Consider the following 16,662-nt stretch of genomic DNA (forward strand, 5'->3'; position numbering starts at 1 on the left):
AGCGGGACGCAGAGCGTCCCTGGCGGCATTCCCACGCGGAGCGAGGGAACGATCGGTTACAAGCCTGCCTTGACCTTGGCCGCTACATCCGCCGGCACCCATTGCTGCCAGACTTGCGGTTGTTCTTTGAGGAACGCCAGCGCGACCTGACGCGGCTGCTCACGTTTCTCGGCCATTTGCGCGAGGGTGGTATTGAGCAGGTCGATCGGCAGGTCGACTTTTTCAAAGAAGCTCACCAGTTGCGGGTACTGCGCCTTGAACGGCGCCGACACGCCAATCGCCAGGTGCGCCGCCAGCGAACGAGTGCCGATGGGGTGCGGGTTGTTGGCATCGGCCAGGGTTTTCCAGGCGTCGGCGTTGAACGGCGGCTCTTCCAGCTTGACCAGTTTGAAGCGACCGAGCAGCGGGGTTGGCGACCAGTAGTAGAACAGCACCGGTTTGCCGCGTCGGATCGACGACGCCACTTCGGCGTCCAGCGCCGCGCCGGAGCCGGTGCGGAAGTTGACGAAGGTGTCGGTCAGGCCATAGGCCTTGAGTTTCTGGCTGTTGACGATTTCCGAGGTCCAGCCGGTAGGGCTGTTGAGGAAGCGGCCTTTGCTTGGGTCTTCAGGGTCGCGGAACACATCTTTGTAGCGCGCCAGATCAGCCACCGATTTCAGCTCCGGCGCCAACGGTTTGATGCCGCGCTCGGCATCGCCCTTGATCACGTATTCCGGCACCCACCAGCCTTCGGTCGCGCCTTTGACGGTGTCGCCCAAGCCGAAGACCTTGCCTTCGCTTTCGGCCTTGACCCACGCCGGACTGCGCCCGGCCCACTCCTCGCCGATGACCTGGATGTCGTCTTTGGCCAGGGCGGCTTCCAGGCTCACGGTGCTGCCGGGCAAGGTGTCGGTGGGCAGGCCGTAGCCTTTCTCGACGATCAGGCGCAGCACTTCAGTGATCAGGCTGCCGCTTTCCCAGGTGATGTCGCCGAAGTGGATCGGTTTGACCGCTTCGGCAGCATGGGTTTGTTGGGTCAGGGCGGCGAGTGCCAGCAGCGAACCACCGAGCAGGTTTTTTAGTGTTCTCATGAGTAGCCTCTTGGAGATTCGATTCACAACACATTCAAAGTGGGCACGGTCAATGTGGGAGCTGGCTTGCCTGCGATGGCGGCGGTGGCTTCAACATCGCTATCGCAGGCAAGCCAGCTCCCACACTGGATCGGTGTGCTCTTCAGGTTTTGTTAAAAGTCATAACTGAGCCGCGTGTAGTAGAACGCCCCTTCCGGCGCGGTCGGTGACAGGTAGCTGTATTGCTGCCCCGGCGTCTGGCGCAGGCGGCTGTTGAAGTCGTCGGGCTTGCTGTCGAACAGGTTGTTCACGCCCACCGACACGCGCAGTTGCTTGGTGAACGCGTAGTTCACGTCCAGGTCGGTGGTCCATTGCGCGCTGAAGGTCTGGTCGTACTCGGCGTTGGACTCGGCGGCCGCGTATTTGCGGTACTTGCCGTAGCGGGTTTCGTTGAGGGCGATGGTCCATTGGTTGAGCTTGTGCACCGCGCCGAACACCAGTTTGTCCTCGGGGTAGCCGTGTTCGATAAAGCCACGAGCTTCGCGGGTCAGCACTTCAAAACCGTTAGGGTTTTCGTGGATTTTCTCAATGGTGGTGCGCGCCTTGGTGTAGCCGGCCGACAGCGCCAGGTCACCGAACTGTGCGAGGTCCAGGTTGTACTTGCCGACGATGTCGACGCCACGGGTACGGGTGTCGGCGGCGTTGGTCATGAACTGCGCCCAGGAGTACTGCCCGTAGCCCGCGTTAGTGAGGATCTGTTCAGCCAAGGGCCCGGAAATACCACCGCTGAACAGCAGCCGATCGCGGATCGAGATCTGGTAGGCGTCGATGGTCAGCGAGGCGTTTTCAACCGGGCGCAGCACCAGGCCCAGCGAGTAGTTGGTGGATTTTTCCGGCTTGAGCGGTTGCGCGCCGAGGGCACGGGCCGCCGGGTTGTCGGCGGGCAGCATGCGCGTCAGCACCGGGTTGCCGTTGGCGTCGAGGTTGGTGGTGGTAGTCCACGAGGTGCCGATCTGGCCCAGGCTTGGGGCGTGGTAGGCGTTGTTGATGGTGCCGCGCAGGCCCACTTGTGGCGTGAAGTCATAACGCGCCGAGAGCTTGCCGGTGGTGGCCGAGCCGAAGTCCGAATAGTGCTCGGTGCGCCCGGCGACGCCGACTTGCAGTTTGTCGGTGACCTGGTTTTCCAGACCGAAGTACACGCCGCCCACGTCCCGCTTGAAGGTGCCGGCATCCTCCGGGGTCAGGCCGGAAGCCTGCACCGCACCGACTTGCACGCCATCGATCCCGCCGAAGGAATACGAGTCATAGTCGCCCGCTTCCAGGCGGTATTGCTCATGCCGGTAAGCCACGCCACCCGACACGGTCAGCGGGTGGCTGGACCAGTTCACGTCCAGGTCCTTGGCGTAATCGAGGGTGATGTTGGTCTGGTCGTTGACCAGCGTGGCGACGTTGAATTTGGTCGGGCTGTTGGCGCCGTAGCTCGGGTTGACGGTGTTGAAGGCCAACTCGTCGTGCTCGTCGCGGCCATAGGTGGCGCTGAGGTCGAAGCGGCCGATGGACTCGTCTTCATAGCGGGTGCCCACGGTGACGGCGCCGTCTTCGTAGCGGTAGCGGTATTTCGGAATGGTGCCGCCGGGGTAGATCGAGGCGACGTTGTTCGGGCTGCTCGCCAGCAACGGCGGCGTGTTGTTGACCGAGGTGTCTTGGCCAAACGTGGCGAAACTGTACAGGCGCCACTTGTCGTTGAGGCCGATCTCGGCGTTGGCGGCCAGGTTGTATTTGTCACGCCCGGCACCGCCCCAGCGCGGGTCTTGCACCTGGCCGTCGGCGACGTATTTGTCGCCAATGTCGTCAGGCTTGTTGTTCAGCGTGTTGAAGCTCAGGGTCAGGAAGCCATCGCCCGGCAGGCCGATGCCGTACCAGCCATCGGTGGTTTTGCTGAACCCATCGCCCTGGGCGTATTTGCCCAGTTGGGTGTTGATGCCGCCGCCGCTGTCACGCTCCTTGAGCACGATATTGACCACCCCGGCCACCGCGTCGGAACCGTACTGCGCCGAAGCACCGTCGCGCAGCACTTCGACGTGGTCGATGGCGCTGATGGGGATCATGTCCAGGTCCACCGGCTGGGCGCCAATGAACGGCACGCCACCGGAGATATTCACCACTGCGGAGGTGTGACGGCGCTTGCCGTTGATCAGCACCAGGGTCTGGTCAGGCGACAGTCCACGCAGCGACGCGCCTTTCGGGTCCTGGCCGCGGGTGGCGCTGTTGTTCTGCGGAAAGTTGAACGACGGCAGCAGCTGGAATAACGCCTGGTTGAGGCTCGTCGCGCCGGTTTGCTTGAGTTCGTCGGCGTTGATCACGTCCACCGGCGCGCTGCTGGTCAGGGCGGTGGCGTTGCTGCGACGGGTGCCGATGGCGACCACACGGTCAAGGGTCGGCGCCTGGGCGGCGCTGGTTTGAGCTTTTACGTCGCTGGTCGCGGTTTTGCTCGCGCCCTCCTTGATGATGAACGCGCCGTCCGGGCTCACCTGCACTTGCAGGCCGGTGCCCTTGAGCGCGGCGTCCACGGCCTGGTGCGCCGACAGCGAGCCATCCACCGTGGCCGACGAGTAATTGCCCAGTTGCGGCGTGAAGGAAATCACCTGGCCGCTCTGACGGCTGATGTTCAGCAGCACTTCATCCAGCGGGCCCGGTGCGATGTGATAGACCTGACGCGCGTCTTCGGCGCTGGCGGCAAACGAGAAAAACAGGCTGGCCAACGGCACCAGAGCAAAGGTTCGAAGCGGCACACGGTTGAACTGACTCACATTGGCTCCCCCCAAGGAAACGCCTGAACGCTGCTCCCCGCAGCGCTTACGGGAGTGATGTGGGATGGCCGGGGGAAAACTTGCAGAACGTTTGGTTATGTCCTTAGAACCCACGCTTGGACTGCTAGCCCAATCCCTGTGGGAGCTGGCTTGCCTGCGATGGCATCCCCGCGGTGTACCTGTTGCACCGAGTTGTCTGCATCGCAGGCAAGCCAGCTCCCACAGGGGCCAAGTCATCAGGTCAGGCGGCACTGACGGTCACCCACAGGCCGGTACGGCGCGTAATGTGGATCGGCAAGGTGCGCGCCAGGGTGTCGAGGATTTGTTCGGGGTTGTCGAGGCGGTACAGGCCACTGACACGCAGCCCGGCGACGCCCGGCTCCAGGCGCAGCACGCCATTGTGATAGGGCCGCAGCGCCTCGATGACTTCGGCCAGCGGGCGGTCGCGTACCTGCAGGAAACCGTCGATCCACGCGGTGGCACCGGAGGAGCTGGCCTCCACCTGGCCAAAGCCCGAGCGGTCGTAATGCACTTCGTGGCCGGCGGCGAGTTGCAGGCGTTCGCCACGCTGGTCGTCGATGTCCACCGCGCCATTGAGCGCCACGACCTGGCCCTGCCCTTCGCGCTCGCGCACCAGGAAGCGGTTGCCGTAGGCGCGCAGGCGCGCGTGGTCGGTCTGGATCAGAAACGGGCGGCTGCGGTCGCTCGCAACCTTTGCCAGCAACTCGCCTTCGCGCAGGCGCACCAGGCGCTGTTGCGGGCTGAACTGGATATCGGCCGCGCTTTGCGCGTTGAGCAGTAACTCGCTGCCATCCGCCAGCGTGACGGCGCGGCGCTCACCGGTGCCGGTGCGGATGTCCGCCGTCAGTTCAGACAACCCCATGGGTTTGGCCAGAAACGCTGCGCTGATGGCCACGCCTGCGCCCGCCAAAGCGATCTGCAACACACGGCGGCGGCTTGAAGGCGCCTCCAGCGCCTGCTGCAGCACCTTGCCGCTCACGCCCTGCGCCTGAGGAATCTGAAACACGCCAAGACGGGTTTCCAGTTGCTGGCACAGCGCATCGTGCCTTGGGTCGGACGCCCGCCATTGGTGGTAACGCTGCCAATCCGCCGCCGTGGCCTGGCCGGAGCGCAGCAACACGTACCAGCGCGTGGCGCTGTCGATCAAGTCGTCGTTCATTCCAGGCACAGCCGCAGGCAACGGTTGAGGGCACGGGCCATGTAGTCGCTGACCGAGCGCTGGGAGATGCCCAACTCGGCGGCGATTTCCGGGTAGGTCAGGCCATTGAGCTGGGAGAGTAAAAAGGTCGCCTTGACCTTGGCCGGCAAGCCGTCGAGCAGCGCGTCGATGGCGTGCAGGGCTTCGAGCATTTGCGCCAGGTCTTCGGGGGATGGCGCGGTGGACATCTCATCGCTGTCGAGGGCGTCGAGGTAGGCCCGCTCCAGGTCACGGCGGCGCCACAGCTGGTACATCAGGCGCTGGGCAATCGTGGTGAGCAAAGCGCGGGGCTGGCGGATCGGCGCCACACCGGGCGAACTCAGCAGCTGGACAAAGGTGTCGGCGGCGATGTCTTCGGCGTGCGCACGGGAATCGAGATGGCGGTGCAAACGGCTGCACAGCCAATCGTAATGACTGCGGAACAATCCGCCCACGTAATCGCTGTGAGAAGTGTCGGCGCCGGACATAGTGGCTCCATCTGAGTAGGTTGCGCGTTATGTCCGGTGTTCCGGTGGAGCGATCCTAGCAAGGCTGCTTATTCTTTAATAATATTTAAAAGGTATTTTTATATAACCTAAAGCGTGACACGGAGCGTCACGGGAGGCATTCCCACGCGGAGCGTGGGAACGATCAGTGGAGTTTCGAGTAGCCCAAGTCGGCGGCGTATCTCTGGTAGCTCAACAACACCTCGTAGTCATCTGCGCTGGCGGGCAGTACTTCCTGGATACCCAGCGTGTCGGCGACCTGCGGCAAGTCCTGCAATGCCAGGTTCATTGCCTCACGGATCCGTGCGGCGTGTTCATCACTCAAACTCAGCGGCCCGATGTAGGGCAACGTCGGGCTCGGCGCGCTGCGGGTAACCACACGCAGCCCCGCCACTTCCTGCGGGGCAAACCGCGCTAGGTAGTCGAAAGTGACGCTGTCGATGGCGGCGAGGTCGGCGCGGTCTTCGCGCAGCCAGCGCAGGCTTTCGCGGTGCGCACCGCTGATGCCGACACTGGTAAAAAATCGTCCGTCGCGCTGCAAGGGGGCAAGACGTTCGCGCAGCAGGTTCATGCCGCTGTTGGAGTCGTGACCATTGATAACGCCGCGGCTGTTGTAGAAATCCGCCAGGGCGCTCTGCGGGTTGTCATCGCGGGTCAGCAGCAGGCTGCAATGTTCGCCGCCGCTGCCGTGGGCCAATTCGTAGCGCGGGCGGCCGATGACACGGACCTGGCCGCGCAACTGGGTCATCAGCGGGTAGCCGCAGGTTTGCGTGACGAGCAATTCGGGGGCCAGCCACAGGCCGTGCAGATCAAGGTGGTCCGCGTTACGACGGCTGAGGTTCAGGCGCTCGAAGATGCGCGTGAGCCACAGCTGGTTGGCCTGCTGGATGGGCTCGGGCGCGACGTACATCAGCAGCTCGGCGTAGTGGTCACTCATGGTCGTCTCTCACGCAAAAGGGTGCCGGGGGCTGTCGATGGCTTTGAGGCCATGGCGGCTGATCAGCTCGCCATAGCCCTGCACCAGAAAACCACCGCTGCGCGCCACCCACTGTTCGCGGCGCGCGTGGTAAACCGCAGGCAGCAAGTACCAGGGCAATTTCGGCAAATCGTGGTGCACCAGGTGCAGGTTGTTGTTGAGGAACAGCCAGGTCCACGGCCAGGCCGCCTCGTTGAGTACCGTGCGCTGTTCCGGCTGCAGGTGCGGGCGGTGTTCATAGTAGGAACGGATGGACGCCAGGGACAAGGCCGGCACCGTGACCAGCAGCAAGTAATGCCACACCGGCAGCGCGCTGTAATGGGCGATAAAACTCAGCATCAGGATTGTCACGACACCGTGGGCCAGCCACATCGGCCATACCTGGGGCAGGCGTCGGCATTCATTGCGCGCCAGTCGGCCAATCGCCAGGGGGCCCGACAGCAGAAAACGGCCGAGCACGGTTTTGGTCAGCCAGTGCACGCCGCGTTCGAACAGCGAGCTGTTGTTCCACTGGCGCTGGGTCAGGTAACGGCTTTCCGGGTCGATGCCCGGCAGGGTGAGGTCTTCGTCGTTGTGGTGCAGCAAGTGGCTGTCGCGGTACAGGGTGTAGGGGTACCACACGGCAAACGGGGCGTAGCCGAGCAGCTTGTTGAGCAGCAGGGAGCGCGTGGGATGGCCGTGGAGCAATTCGTGCTGCACCGACAGCCACAGCGTCACCAGCGGGATCAGCAACAGCGTGCTGAACCACAGGCCCAGCCAGTGGCTGCCGAGGATCACGGCAAACCAGCCGCCATACACGCCGACCAACAGCAGCCAGGTCGGCCATTCGGTGCGGGCAATAAAGCTATGGGCCAGGGCTTCGATTTCCCGGCGTTGGGTCGGATCAAGGTAATTAGCCATCGGCCGCTCAGAGCAGGTGTTTCCTGCTCTGTGCAGTGAGGCCGGAAAATCTTGCAGATCATTTGGTTCTAAGCTTGTAACTCAGTGACCGAACAGGCCGCTCTCGGATTTTTTGGTTTTCTTGTCAGCGCGTTTTTCAACGGCGGTCTTTGCCGGTTTTTTCTTCGCGGCTTTCTTTGAATCCATACCTTTGGCCATGATGCATGCTCCACTCAACAGGGGATGTAGCACTGGGTATACCACCTATTGCGCGCCAGAAGGCGCTTATAATCCCGGGCCCTTGATTACGTTTGCTGAACACCATGCCCGAGCTGAACATTGATGTGCTGGCAGAGCCGCTGTGGCCGCTGCTGAACAAGTTTTATCGCAGCCATGATTCGTCGATGAAGGCGCTCAAGGGCGGACGTTTGTGGGTGGCGCGCGAGGGCGAAATTGTCGCCGGGCTGTGCCTGACGCCGGTGGTCGGCGGCCAGTGGCTGACCGGGGTGTTTGTGGCCCCGGCGTATCGCGGCCAGGGGTTGGCGGCGCGCTTGATTCTTCAGGCGGTGGCCGCGTGTGAGGGCACGGTGTGGTTGTTGTGTCATCCCGACCTGGAGGAGTTGTATCAGCGCATGGGGTTTACGCAAGACACGGTGCTGCCCCAGTCATTGAGTGAGCGGCTGGTGCGCTATAAACGCAACAAGCCGATGATCGCCATGGGCTTAGAACCATTGGTGAGGTCAACCTAAGATAATGTGTGGTCGAGCTCTGCAGGGCCCATGCTAGCCTCGACAGCACAGTGGCCCATTTTTCGGATGATCATGAAAGCGACCCTTGCAGCTCTGTCCTTGACCGCCCTCCTCGTCCCGGCCTTCAGCCAGGCAGCCGACGCCCCGATTACCGCCCAGCAATACGCCAGCGTGCTCGCCGGCAGTTGGCGCGACCCGGCCAACAGCGCACGTGACGGCTATCGTCACCCGCAGCAAACCCTGGAGTTCTTTGGCTTGAGCGCCAAACAGCGTGTAATCGAAATCACCCCCGGCGGCGGTTGGTACAGCGAAGTGCTGGCGCCGCTGCTCAAGGATCACGGGCACTACATTGCCGCCGTGCAGGCCGCCAGCAGCGGCGCTTATGCCGCGACGTCCGAACAGAACCTGAAAAAGAAATTCGCCGCTGACCCCGCACGCTATGGCAAGGCCGAAGTGGTCGAGTTTGACCCCAAGGCGCCGGTGTTCGGCAAACCGGCGTCGGCAGACACCGTGCTGACCTTCCGCAATGTGCATAACTGGGTGGACGCCGGCACCGCACCCGCCACGTTCAGTGCGTTTTACACGGTGTTGAAACCGGGTGGCGTGCTGGGTGTGGAGGATCACCGGGCCAGGGACGGCGCGGATCTGCAAGCGATCAAAGACAGCGGTTACCTGACCACCGCGCAGGTGGTGAAGCTGGCGACGGATGCCGGGTTCAAGCTGGCGGGGGAGAGTGAGGTGAATGCGAATCCGAAGGACACCAAGGATTATCCGGGCGGGGTATGGACGTTACCGCCGTCGTTGAGGCTGGGCGAGCAGGATAAGGCGAAGTATGTGGCAATTGGGGAGTCGGACCGGATGACGTTGCGGTTTATCAAACCTGCCAAATAACCAGACTCAACATAAAACCAATGTGGGAGCTGGCTTGCCTGCGATGGCGGTGAGCCAGTCAACATCACTGTGACTGTTACACCGCTATCGCAGGCAAGCCAGCTCCCACAGTTTGGTTTTTTGGTGTGTCAGGGGGGTCAGTCGTCAGCTGTTGGATCCATGTCCGGAAACATCACTTCGATAAACCCGAACTTGGTGAAGTCGGTAATCCGCGACGGGTACAACCGGCCGATCAAGTGATCGCATTCATGCTGCACCACGCGCGCATGAAACCCGTCGGCAATGCGCACGATAGGCTCGCCTTTCGGATCAAACCCTTCATAGCGAATCTGCTGATATCGGTTTACCGCGCCACGCAGGCCGGGCACGGACAGGCAGCCTTCATAGCCCTCTTCCAGCACGGGGCTGAGCGGTGTGATCAGCGGGTTGATCAGAATGGTCTGCGGCACCGGCGGCGCGTCCGGGTAACGCTCACTGGCCTCGAAACCAAAGATCACCAGTTGCAGGTCAACGCCAATCTGCGGTGCGGCCAGGCCCACGCCGCCTACGTGTTCCATGGTCTGGAACATGTCATCAATCAATTGCCACAGCTCGGGGCTGTCGAACATTTCCGGCGGAACCGGCGGTGCAATACGCAGCAGGCGCTCGTCGCCCATTTTCAGGATTTCACGGATCATCGATCAGACTTCGTCAGTGGTGGGCTTGGAGTGGTCCCGGCCAAGGCCTGAGACATGCTGTTTTTCATCCGTGTGAGTGTGCTCATCAAACTCCTTTTCACCCGGGTCTTTGCCTTCAGCCGACATATGCTCAATCACGGCGTTCATCTCCGCGCCCAACAGCAACACGGCGGCGGAAATATAGAAGTACAGGAGCAGGACGATGATCGCACCGATACTGCCATACATGGCGTTGTAATCGGCGAAGGTTTTGACGTAGTAACCAAAACCGAGGGAAGCAACAATCCACACCACCACGGCCAGTACCGAGCCCGGCGTGATGAAGCGAAACTTCTGCTCGACGTCGGGCATCACGTAGTACATCAAGGCCACGGCGAACATCAGCAAAATCACGATCAGAGGCCAACGCAGGATGGTCCACAAGGTGACCACGAATTCCTGCATGCCGATCTGCCCGGCGAGCCACTCCATCACCTGCGGGCCGAGCACCATCAGCGCAGCGGCAGCCAGCAGCATGCCGGCGATGCCGACGGTGTAGAAAATCGACAGCGGGAAACGCTTCCAGATCGGCCGGCCCTCAACCACGTCGTAAGCGGCGTTCATCGCGCTCATCATCAGGCGCACGCCAGCGGAGGCGGTCCACAGAGCGATCACGATACCCACAGAGAGCAAGCCACCCTTGGATTGCTGCAACTGGTCGATCACCGGGTTGACCTGCTCCAGCGCCTGGGGCGGCAACACCAGTTCAGACTGCATGCGCAGCCAGGTGAAGAAGTCCGGAAGGTGCAGAAAACCGATCAGGGCAATGAGGAACAGCAGGAAGGGAAACAACGAGAACAGCATCTGGTAAGCCAATGCCGAGGCATAGGTAGGCATTTCGTCATCGACGAATTCCTTGATGGTGCGTATCAGCACTTTGTGTAGCTTGAGGCCGTCTAGAACCGGAAAAATCATAGCGTCTCCTTTCGCCGCAAAGAGGATGAGGTCGTGGGCGACTCAGGGGGCGTTTTCTACATCAAAAGTAGCCTACTTGGCGACTTTGAAACAATTACAGGGTTTTAGTTGCAGCGTGCGACATAAAAACGGCCATCCGTGGATGGCCGTTTGGCTGCTGAAACCAGCCAGCGAACCCGGCTTACTTGGTGGCTTTCTTTACCGCATCTTTGGTATCGCCAACCGCTTTCTGCACTTCGCCTTTCTTTTCTTGAACCACGCCTTCTGCGCGCAGTTTGTCATTGCCAGTGACTTTGCCGACACCTTGCTTGATGTTGCCGACAGCTTCGTTTGCCAAGCCTTTTGCCTTGTCTGATGTGCTGCTCATGGTATTTCTCCGAAAGAACAATCAAAGGTTTTTGGTCATTACGTAGAGATTGACCCAGGGCATTTGCGCAGAGTTTCAATTATTTTCAGCGCGCATTTCATCGCCAGGCGCAGGTTTGGCTTTATGTTTTGTGGCCAACCCACGAGAATGCGCGGCACATTCAGGCTATAACGCTGAATAACAGATCCCGTAGGAAGGTTATGAAACTCAATAAAGCACAGGCCATCGCCCGCAGAAACCTGGAACTGGGCGGTGCCGTCCTCGGCATGAACAACTGCCATTTCACCGACCTGGACCGCAAACGCAACATTTGGTGGTTCGACCTGCCGGTGGGCCGTATTTCCGTGGGCCAGTACGAGTGGATTCACTTGTTGATGCACAACGCCGAAACCGACCAGCTGCTGCACCTGAAAGTGCCGACGGCGTACCTGCGTGAAAAGCTGGAAGGCTTGGTGGTGCGTAATGCAGGCAAGCGCAGCCCGGAGATCACCCTGGAGCTGAGTGCGGACAAGGATTCGTTCTTGAAGGATGTACGCCCGGCGGGTGCTGGCGTCAGCTTCGCGCAGTTTGCCCTGTAACAACTCGGTTAAACCTGTGGGAGCTGGCTCCCACACTGGATTGCATTCCAATCCAGCCCATAAAAAACCCCGCATCCGCGGGGTTTTTTATGGGGTTACTTTTTAAGACCGAGCTTCTTCAGCTCTTCATCCCGCAACTCACGCCGCAGGATCTTGCCCACGTTGGTGGTCGGCAAGGCATCGCGGAACTCCACGGCCTTGGGCACCTTGTAGCCGGTGACGTTGGCGCGCATGTGTTCCATCACCTGGTCCTTGGTCAGGGTAGCCCCTGGCTTGACCACGATGAAGATCTTGATGTGTTCCCCGGACTTATCGTCCGGCACGCCGATGGCCGCGCATTGCAGCACGCCCGGCAGGGTCGCCAGCACGTCTTCGAGCTCGTTGGGGTAGACGTTGAAACCGGAGACCAGAATCATGTCTTTCTTGCGGTCGACGATACGCATGTAGCCATCTTGCTGGATGATCGCGATGTCACCGGTCTTCAGCCAGCCTTCGCTGTCGAGGATCTCGGCGGTGGCGTCTTCGCGCTGCCAGTAGCCCTTCATCACTTGCGGGCCCTTGATGCACAGCTCGCCGATTTCGCCCAATGGCAGTTCAGTGCCGTCGTCGGCGATGACTTTGCACAGGGTCGAGGGCACCGGAATGCCGATGGTGCCGATCTGGGTGTACTGGATCGGGTTGACCGTGGCTACCGGGCTGGTTTCGGTCATGCCGTAGCCTTCGCAGATGCCACAGCCGGTCACGTCTTTCCAACGCTCGGCGGCCGCCAGTTGCAGGGCCATGCCGCCGGAGAGGGTGACTTTCAGCGCGGAGAAATCCAGCTTGCGGAAGCCTTCGTTGTTGCACAGCGCCACGAACAGGGTGTTCAGACCGACAAAACCGCTGAACTTCCACTTCGACAGTTCCTTGACCATCGCCGGCAAGTCGCGCGGGTTGCTGATCAGGATGTTGTGGTTGCCGATCAGCATCATCGCCATGCAATGAAAGGTGAACGCATAGATGTGATACAGCGGCAGGGGCGTGATCAGGATCTCGCAGCCTTCATTGAGGTTGGAGCCCATCAATGCCTTGCACTGCAGCATGTTGGCGACAAGGTTGCGGTGGGTGAGCATCGCGCCCTTGGCCACGCCCGTGGTACCGCCGGTGTATTGCAGCACGGCCACATCGCCGCTCGCAGGGCTGGCGTCGTTGACCGGTTGGCCGTGACCTTTGGCGAGCACGTCGTTGAACTTGATCGCCTTGGGCAAGTGGTACGCCGGGACCATTTTCTTTACGTACTTGATGACGCTGTTGATCAGCAGGCGCTTGAGCGGCGGCAACAGGTCGGCGACTTCGGTGACGATCACGTGCTTGACGGAGGTCTTGGGCACGACCTTTTCCGCCAGGTGCGCCATGTTGGCCAGGCAGACCAGGGCTTTGGCACCGGAGTCGTTGAATTGGTGTTCCATTTCCCGCGCGGTATACAGCGGGTTGGTGTTGACCACGATCAGGCCGGCGCGAATGGCGCCGAATACCGCGACCGGGTATTGCAGGACGTTGGGCAGTTGCACGGCGATTCGATCGCCAGGCTGCAAGTCGGTGTGCTGTTGCAGGTACGCGGCGAAGGCGCCGGACAATTCGTACAACTCACCGTAAGTGAGTGTCTTGCCCAGGTTGCTGAAAGCCGGTTTGTTGGCGAAGCGCTGGCAGGACTGCTTCAGTACCGCCTGAATATTTGGATACTCGTCTGGATTGATGTCTGCAGCAATCCCGGCGGGGTACTTATCCTTCCAAAAGTCTTCGTTCATGGAAGCCCACTCCTCAGCGACGTCAGCGACGCGAATTCATCATCGCATTTGATGCGATTATTATTGGTGTATGTTTTTTTAGGGTGAATCTGGCGCTTTAAAGCAGGCCGAGACGTCACAAAGCGCGCCGAGAGTAGCAGCTTTGCCAAGGGCCGACTAGAGCCAAAAGAAGGCCCTACAGTCATAAACATGACTGTCCTACAATATTTGGTCACACTTGAAATAGCGCTGAATTATCCAAGTAAAAGGCTCTGGAATAGGCTTTTCAGGACAACAGATAACAATGTGGGAGCTGGCTTGCCTGCGATAGCGGCCCCTCAGTCGATACATCCGGTGACTGAAAGATCGCTATCGCAGGCAAGCCAGCTCCCACATTTTTAACGGCGTTTCATGTCAGGCGATGTCGCGCAGCTCCCTGCGCAAAATCTTGCCCACCGGCGTCATCGGCAACGAGTCGCGCAACACAATATGCTTGGGCACCTTGTACCCGGTGAAGTTGGTCTTGCAGTACGTCTTCAACTCCTCAAGGCTCACGCCCTGGGCCCGCGCCACCACAAACAGCTTCACCGCCTCCCCGGTGCGATCATCCGGCACGCCGATCACGGCGCAGTTGGCCACGGCCGGATGCGCCATCACCACGTCTTCGATCTCGTTGGGGTACACGTTGAAACCCGAGACGATGATCAGGTCTTTCTTGCGGTCGACGATGCTCACGAAGCCATCGGTGTCGATCACCGCGATGTCGCCGGTCTTGAGCCAGCCCTCGGCGTCCAGGGCCTCGGCAGTGGCGACCGGCTGCTGCCAGTAGCCTTTCATGACTTGCGGGCCCTTGATGCACAGCTCACCGCGTTCACCCAAAGGCAACTCACGGCCCTCGTCGTCGATGACCTTCATCGCGGTGCCTGGCACCGGAATGCCCACCGTGCCCAGGCGCGATTTACTGCCGTAGGGGTTGGTACTCGCCACCGGTGAAGTCTCCGTCAGGCCGTAGCCTTCACCGATGGAACACCCGGTGAGCGCCTTCCAGCGTTCAGCGGTGGCCTTTACCAGCGCGGTGCCGCCGGAGTTGGTGATCTTGAGGTGGGAGAAATCCAGGGTCTTGAACTCTGGATGGTCCATCAGCGCCACAAACAGCGTGTTCAGCCCGAGCAGGCCGGAGAACCGCCACTTTTTCAGTTCCTTGATAAACCCGCCGATGTCCCGCGGGTTGGTGATCAGCACGTTGTGGTTGCCGGTCACCATCATGCACATGCAGTTCGCCGTGAATGCATAGATGTGGTACAGCGGCAGCGGCGCAATCATCACCTCCTGCCCTTCCTTCATCAGCGGCTGGCCGTCGTCGGCAACCTGGGACATGCACGCCCGCGCTTGCTGCATATTCGCCACGAGGTTGCCGTGGGTGAGCATCGCGCCTTTGGCCAGGCCGGTGGTGCCGCCGGTGTATTGCAGCACGGCAATGTCGTCCAGCGTCACCGGATGGCGGGTCACGCCCAGCCCTGCGCCCATGCGCAAGGCGCGTTTGAACGACAAGGCGCGTGGCAGGCTGTAGGCCGGGACCATTTTCTTGACCTTGTCGACCACCGTATTGATCAGCCAGCCTTTGGCGGCGGGCATGAAGTCGCCCATTTTGGCTTCGATCAGGTAGTCGATTTCGGTGTCGGCGCACACCTCCTGCACCCGCGAACCGAACAGGTTGAGGTAGACCAGCGCACGCACGCCGGCGTCCTTGAACTGGTGACGCATCTCGCGCGGGGTGTACAGCGGGTTGCTGTTGACCACAATCAGCCCGGCGCGCAGCGCGCCGAACACGGCAATCGGGTAATGCAGCACGTTGGGCAGCTGTACCGCGATACGCTCGCCCGGCTTGAGGTCCGTGTGGTTTTGCAGGTAACCGGCGAACGCCGCACTTTGGCGCTCAAGCTCGGCGTACGTCAGGGTGATGCCCATGTTGCTGAACGCCGGACGATCGGCAAAGGCCTTGCAGGAACGCTCGAAAACTTCGATCACCGACTTGTAGGTGCTCAGGTCGATGTCACTGGGAACGCCCGCCGCGCGTTTGTCATTCCAGAAATCAGGTTGCATTATTCTTGTCCTCTTACCTGAGTGTGTCCGGCCGCTTTTCTGAAGCGATTAAAAGCGGAGCTTTGGGGACGTTAGCAGCTATCACCAAACAGGCAAATACACCGAACTGTGTCATTTATTGTATGAATCTTGCTCCTAACGTGTAGGCAGATACCCCAGCCCCTGACGGATGAGCTATACACTGCATCGACCCCGAGCAAAGGAAGCGCCATGAACCACAGCACCTTCTGGCTGACCGCGAATGACCGAAGCCGCCTGTACGTCAATCAATGGCTGCCGGAAGGCCCGGCCAGGGCGATGATCATGCTGTCCCACGGCATGGCCGAGCACAGTGGCCGCTACGGGCGCCTGGCCGAAGCGCTGTGTGGCGCAGGTTTCGGCTTGTATGCGCTGGACCAGCGCGGTCATGGCCGCACCGCCGACGAAGGTACCTTGGGGCTGTATGCCGAAAAGGATGGCTGGAACAAAGTGGTGGGCGACCTGGCCAGCCTTAACCAGCACATTGCGCATCAAACGCCCGGGCTGCCGATCTTTCTCCTGGGCCACAGCATGGGCAGTTATATCGCCCAAGCGTATCTGCTGCACCACAGCGCCAGCTTGAACGGGGCGATTCTCAGCGGTTCGAATTTCCAGCCGGTCGCGCTGTACCGCGCCGCTCGGGTGATCGCCCACATCGAACGTTTGCGCCAGGGCTTGCGCGGGCGCAGTGCACTGATCGACTTTCTGTCGTTCGGATCATTCAACAAAGCCTTCAAGCCCAACCGCACCGCCTTCGACTGGCTCAGCCGCGACCCGGCTGAAGTCGACCGCTACATCAACGACCCGCTCTGTGGCTTTCGCTGCACCAACCAGCTGTGGATCGACCTGTTGGGCGGCTTGCAGCAAATCAGCAAAGCGTCCAATCTCGCCCAGATCGATCCGGGCCTGCCGATTCTGGTCATCGGTGGCGAATGTGATCCGGTGAGTGAGGGCAAGCGTCTCAAAAATCTGGCTCACGCCCTGCGCGACGCCGGCTGCCAGAACCTGCAACTGACTATTTACCCGCAGGCGCGTCATGAAGTGTTCAACGAAACCAACCGCGACGTTGTCACAGCGGATGTACTGACGTGGCTCGATCAGGCGCTGACATTGCGCAGGCCGGCCCGTTGTGAATAATTTA

At 60.7% G+C, this 16,662-nt stretch carries 15 protein-coding genes; 4 read left to right on the forward strand and 11 right to left on the reverse strand.

Translation table 11 applies throughout. The annotated features are described in order from the left end of the window. Positions 1-56: 56 nt before the first annotated feature. From BFW87_RS04555 to BFW87_RS04580, 6 genes are all read right to left on the reverse strand, one after another. Positions 57-1,070 carry an ABC transporter substrate-binding protein gene (locus BFW87_RS04555; protein ID WP_078738778.1) on the reverse strand — a complete coding sequence of 338 codons (1,014 nt, stop codon included), beginning with the start codon at positions 1,068-1,070 and terminating at the stop codon, positions 57-59. Positions 1,071-1,222: 152 nt separating this feature from the next. After that, positions 1,223-3,859, reverse strand: coding sequence for a TonB-dependent receptor plug domain-containing protein (locus tag BFW87_RS04560; RefSeq protein ID WP_078738779.1), 2,637 nt, complete (start codon positions 3,857-3,859; stop codon positions 1,223-1,225). Positions 3,860-4,100: 241 nt separating this feature from the next. Continuing rightward, entirely contained in the window at positions 4,101-5,039 is a 939-nt protein-coding gene (locus BFW87_RS04565; RefSeq protein WP_078738780.1) for a FecR domain-containing protein, read from the reverse strand. Beyond that, the gene (locus BFW87_RS04570; RefSeq protein ID WP_078738781.1) at positions 5,036-5,545 is read right to left on the reverse strand and encodes a sigma-70 family RNA polymerase sigma factor; all 510 of its coding nucleotides are present in this window, start codon (positions 5,543-5,545) and stop codon (positions 5,036-5,038) included. The genes BFW87_RS04565 and BFW87_RS04570 overlap by 4 nt, the downstream gene beginning before the upstream one ends. Before the next feature lie 163 nt (positions 5,546-5,708). Continuing rightward, entirely contained in the window at positions 5,709-6,500 is a 792-nt protein-coding gene (locus BFW87_RS04575; RefSeq protein WP_078738782.1) for a phosphate/phosphite/phosphonate ABC transporter substrate-binding protein, read from the reverse strand. Positions 6,501-6,509: 9 nt separating this feature from the next. Then, complete coding sequence (locus BFW87_RS04580) at positions 6,510-7,439, reverse strand: fatty acid desaturase (RefSeq protein WP_078738783.1); 930 nt, start codon at positions 7,437-7,439, stop codon at positions 6,510-6,512. A 302-nt stretch (positions 7,440-7,741) separates the two neighbouring features. Between BFW87_RS04580 and BFW87_RS04585 the strand changes: the two genes are divergently transcribed. Then, positions 7,742-8,167: a GNAT family N-acetyltransferase gene (locus BFW87_RS04585; protein WP_078738829.1), complete on the forward strand. Its 426-nt coding sequence runs from the start codon at positions 7,742-7,744 to the stop codon at positions 8,165-8,167. A 72-nt stretch (positions 8,168-8,239) separates the two neighbouring features. Beyond that, complete coding sequence (locus BFW87_RS04590; RefSeq protein WP_078738830.1) at positions 8,240-9,058, forward strand: class I SAM-dependent methyltransferase; 819 nt, start codon at positions 8,240-8,242, stop codon at positions 9,056-9,058. A gap of 137 nt (positions 9,059-9,195) precedes the next feature. On the opposite strand, the gene def is transcribed toward BFW87_RS04590, so the two are convergent. The 3 genes from def to BFW87_RS04605 form a co-directional block, all read right to left on the reverse strand. Beyond that, positions 9,196-9,735, reverse strand: coding sequence for a peptide deformylase (def, locus tag BFW87_RS04595; RefSeq protein WP_078738784.1), 540 nt, complete (start codon positions 9,733-9,735; stop codon positions 9,196-9,198). 3 nt (positions 9,736-9,738) lie between these two features. Beyond that, on the reverse strand, positions 9,739-10,689 hold the full coding sequence (locus BFW87_RS04600) for a YihY/virulence factor BrkB family protein (protein WP_078738785.1): 951 nt from the start codon (positions 10,687-10,689) through the stop codon (positions 9,739-9,741). 181 nt (positions 10,690-10,870) lie between these two features. After that, entirely contained in the window at positions 10,871-11,056 is a 186-nt protein-coding gene (locus BFW87_RS04605; protein WP_058414423.1) for a CsbD family protein, read from the reverse strand. Between the two features lie 200 nt (positions 11,057-11,256). Between BFW87_RS04605 and BFW87_RS04610 the strand changes: the two genes are divergently transcribed. Next, positions 11,257-11,634, forward strand: a complete 378-nt coding sequence (locus BFW87_RS04610) for a hypothetical protein (RefSeq protein ID WP_078738786.1) — start codon at positions 11,257-11,259, stop codon at positions 11,632-11,634. 95 nt (positions 11,635-11,729) lie between these two features. Here the strand turns inward: BFW87_RS04610 and fadD1 are convergent, their stop codons facing one another. After that, a complete protein-coding gene (gene fadD1 / locus BFW87_RS04615; protein ID WP_078738787.1) occupies positions 11,730-13,421 on the reverse strand; it encodes a long-chain-fatty-acid--CoA ligase FadD1 in 1,692 nt (563 codons plus the stop codon). Between the two features lie 393 nt (positions 13,422-13,814). Further along, entirely contained in the window at positions 13,815-15,503 is a 1,689-nt protein-coding gene (gene fadD2, locus BFW87_RS04620; RefSeq protein WP_078738788.1) for a long-chain-fatty-acid--CoA ligase FadD2, read from the reverse strand. Positions 15,504-15,713: 210 nt separating this feature from the next. Here fadD2 and BFW87_RS04625 point away from each other — a divergent pair, with 210 nt between their 5' ends. Beyond that, positions 15,714-16,658, forward strand: a complete 945-nt coding sequence (locus tag BFW87_RS04625; RefSeq protein ID WP_078738789.1) for an alpha/beta hydrolase — start codon at positions 15,714-15,716, stop codon at positions 16,656-16,658. The last annotated feature ends 4 nt before the right edge of the window (positions 16,659-16,662 follow it).

Origin of the sequence: Pseudomonas fluorescens, assembly GCF_002022275.1 — a bacterium.
GTDB lineage: Bacteria > Pseudomonadota > Gammaproteobacteria > Pseudomonadales > Pseudomonadaceae > Aquipseudomonas > Aquipseudomonas fluorescens_AJ.